General features: G+C 60.3%; 3 protein-coding genes. All 3 read right to left on the reverse strand.

Annotated elements, in window-relative coordinates; genetic code table 11:
- The coding region (locus WBB95_RS24835; protein WP_424489974.1) for a type VI secretion protein IcmF/TssM N-terminal domain-containing protein at nt 1-2,001 on the reverse strand (2,001 nt) is incomplete at its 3' end.
- Nucleotides 2,002-2,017: 16 nt separating this feature from the next.
- Nucleotides 2,018-2,869, reverse strand: a complete 852-nt coding sequence (icmH, locus tag WBB95_RS24840) for a type IVB secretion system protein IcmH/DotU (protein ID WP_424489975.1) — start codon at nt 2,867-2,869, stop codon at nt 2,018-2,020.
- Nucleotides 2,870-2,874: 5 nt separating this feature from the next.
- Nucleotides 2,875-3,550, reverse strand: a 676-nt coding sequence (gene tssK, locus WBB95_RS24845; protein ID WP_424489976.1) for a type VI secretion system baseplate subunit TssK, incomplete at its 5' end; no start/stop codon positions are given.

Below are 3,550 nucleotides of genomic sequence, written 5' to 3' on the forward strand. Positions count from 1 at the left end.
GATCGCATTCACCAACCGGGGCCCCTGGGCCTCGAAGTATTGCCAGTACCTTTTCGTATAAAAGCCCGGAATAGGCGGATCAATCGCGGTGAAGACCTTGCCCTCGGTGAGGCGGAGCGGCTCCAGGTTTCGCGATTGCTCGCGCAGTACCCGATAAACCCCATCAGCCAGGGATTCACCCCGCAGCACTTCACGTGCAGTGGCCACGAGCGCCTCGTCGAGCGGTGCCGCGAACGGTTGCTCAAGTAACCGGGCCAGGTGCTCATTCAAGCGCTTTTGCGTCGACGCATCCCCTGCGTGACGCGTCGACCAAACATCGCCCAAGTGCTGGGCCAGCCAGCCGTTATCACGACGTTCGCGCAGACTGAGCATCAGGTAAGCACGCAGGTTTTCCAGCAGTTGTTGACGATCCCCGAGAGTCGCGCGCACCTGATCTTCCAGCACCGCGGTTATCTCGCCCAGCATCTGGTGGTTCAGGGCCCTCTCATAGGCTCGGGTCACTACCGGTCGACTGACTTCGCCTTGATACAGGCCGGCGCGCTCCACGAACCCGACATCGCCCGCCGGCGGGAAGACGCGCGTCGCCTCCAGGCGCGCATCCAACAACGCCAGCAGCGTCGGAACCGGTTCAGCCGCCCCTTGAGCAGGCAAAGGATGAGTGGCCAGCGTTGCCAGTTGCGCCAAGCGCTGGTCGTTGACCGAATAACTGTATGTCCACAGCCACCCTGCCCCGGCGACAAGCAGTGCCACAGACATCACTCCTACGCCTTGCTGCCAACGAATACGATGCCGCTCCTCAGCCTGCAGGCCGGCAAGGTCGGCTTCGGCGAAGATCACCCGGCTGAACAGGCCCTGGACAAAACGGTTGCGCCTGTCGTCGGCGCAGGTCAGGTAGAAACCCCGCAAACCATTGATACGCTGATAACGATGTGCGGAAAACGCGGACTCGACAAACAGGCACAAGCGCTCGCCGATCTGCGCCACCTGCTGCGGAAAATCAAGCATCAGGCCGCGACGTTCGACGCTGCGCTCCTGGTGCAATCGCAAAATGAGCTCAGCGCTCAAGCGTTGCAGCAAGGCCTCAAAGGCCTGGCGTACCTGTGCAACGTCAATGCTCGCCGTACCCAGGTCAAGGCGTTGACCGAAGACGCTATCGGCATCTTGTGCCGAGGACGCGTCAAAGAACTCGTGCAAACCGGGAACCCGGTCGGCCTGGGTCAATACCAGATAGAGCGGTACATCTGCGCGCAATGTCTGCTGGATCTCTTGCAGACGGGAATGCACATGCCGCGCGCGTTGTTCCAGGTCGTGTTCATCGTTGCTTAAAAGCGTCTCCATCGACAATGTCACTACCACGCCATTGAGCGGACGTGCCCGGCGCCGCTGCCTCAGCAGGCTCAGCAGGGTTGACCAGCCCGCGCCGTCTACCGCGCTGTCAGGTTGCGTCAGGTAGCGTCCCGGCGTGTCGATAACGACGCCCGCGTCGGCGAAATACCATTCACAGTGAGCCGTTTCGTCCCGCGGCATCGCCTCGACTCGCCCGAGCGGCAATTGCAAACCCGCCGCCGCCAGCAGTTGTGTCTTGCCACTGCCTTGCTCGCCGATCAACACGTACCAAGGCAGGTCGTTGCGCCAGCGCATATTGCGCCCTGCGTAACGAGGAGAGGTGTTCAGCGCCTGGACAGCTTCCTTGAAACGCCCGCGCACGTGTCTCTGTTCGTCCTCGACCCATCCCAAATGCTGATGGTGGGTCTGGTTCTCAGGTTTTTTCAGGCCGGCGTCACGGCGTCCACCAACGAGCACCATCGCCAGCCCCCACAGCAGACACAGCGCGCTGATAGTGATCAAGCGAGCCGTTGTGCCCAGCCAGAACCGGTAGTCATTCACGGCCAGCAACGGCCCGATCCACCACACCAACGCCGCGCTGCTCAGCACCAACAGCAAGCTCCAGACCCAAATCGTGCCCAGCACGGTGCCCGCCTTCTTGAAGAATGCGTTCATTTATTGCTCCCAGCGTTTACAAGGGCGTCTGAGTCAGTTCCGACGCCGAAAGTTGAAGAGGTTGCAGCGCATGGGCACGCGCCTCGCCCAGCCTCCAGGCAAATCCTGTGTACATCCCCACGACACAGGCCAAAGCAAACACCGCAATCCAGGTCGCCGAAATGACGCGAAAGCGCTTACGGCCCATGCTTGTCGGTGGCGCAGGTTCCGATGGCGGATCTCCCCGCACCTGCCTTATCTGACGGTGCAAGGCATCACGCACCGCCTCAAGTTGCGACGCACCGCGCTCCATGATTCGGTATTTACCTTCGAACCCAATGGCCAGGCACACATACAGCAGTTCCAGCATCGCCAAGTGCTTGACCGGGTCGCGGGACAGCCGCTCCAACAGTTGAAAAACCTTTTCCCCTCCGAAGGTTTCGTTGTGAAACCGGCTCAGCAGGCTCACCTTCGACCAGTCACTGCGATTGCCCCACGGCGTGGTGACCACCGCCTCATCAATGACGCTGCACAGCACGTAGCGTGCCGATACCACTTGGTTATTCTCGACACCGGACTGCAAGGCGCGGGCTTCAAATTGAGTGACGGCCGAAGCCAGCCGGTCATTGACGGCGCCGATGCTTTCACGGCCGGAACTGCCCTTGAGCTGGACCACCTGCGACAATAACGCCCACGCGGAAACAACCAAGGGGTTGGGGCCTATTTTGAAGCGATGGACGTCCTGAGCACGGGCGGCGTAGATCATCCGATCTTCCAGTTGCTCAAACCGCGGAGGTAAAGGGAAGTCGGTTATCGCCGACTGCGCGGGCCCACGCCCTTCGTGGTCAAGCAGGACGGTTTTTTCGTCCTGCGGATATTCACTGTCCATAGTATTCAGTTCCTGATAGCCCAGAAGTTGAGTTCAAGTGCTGCAAATTCACCGCTGACGTGAAAAGCAAAACCACCCGACTGCTCCAGCTGCGCAATGTCACGGGCATTCAGATCCAGCATGAAATAGGTTTTGCTCGCGTGAAACGGAATCTGCCGCGGCGCCACAGGCAGCGGCTTGATCTTGATACCCGCAAGGTGCAGGTTGACCAGCTCGCGTATGCGCTCCACCGGCCCGACCTTCAAATGTGCCGGCAGGCGATGGCGCAACTCCTCCGAATCACACTGTGCGGTGGCCGCCAGGATGAACGTGGCGGTGCCCAGCAACTTCAGGTTACTCACCGGGCACACCAGTACCCCATACTGGCGTTGTTGCAACGTGAGTTCGATGGCATGTTGCTCCAGCACCATAGACAACACAGCGCGCACGCCGTCCATCAACCCGCGAAAGCTTTCGCCCTGGTCGCCGTGGCTGTAACGCACCTCCAGGTGCGCCCGTTTAGTGTCGTTAGCGAACGTTGACAACTCACCGAACATCGACAGCAATGAGCGAAACAACGCCTCAGGGCGGACCTGTGCCTGGCTCAGGTAATGACGCAGCTCCAACTCCGTTCGATTGATCAGTTGCAACATCAGGAAGTCGCCGATTTCCGAACTGGCGGCCGCGCCCTCACCACGGACC

Origin of the sequence: Pseudomonas sp. (assembly GCF_049645325.1) — a bacterium.
Lineage (GTDB): Bacteria > Pseudomonadota > Gammaproteobacteria > Pseudomonadales > Pseudomonadaceae > Aquipseudomonas.

Bases quoted from the DNA above. Each gene is read 5' to 3' on its own strand.
- icmH (WP_424489975.1), bottom strand. From the start codon at position 2,869: ATGGACAGTGAATATCCGCAGGACGAAAAAACCGTCCTGCTTGACCAC.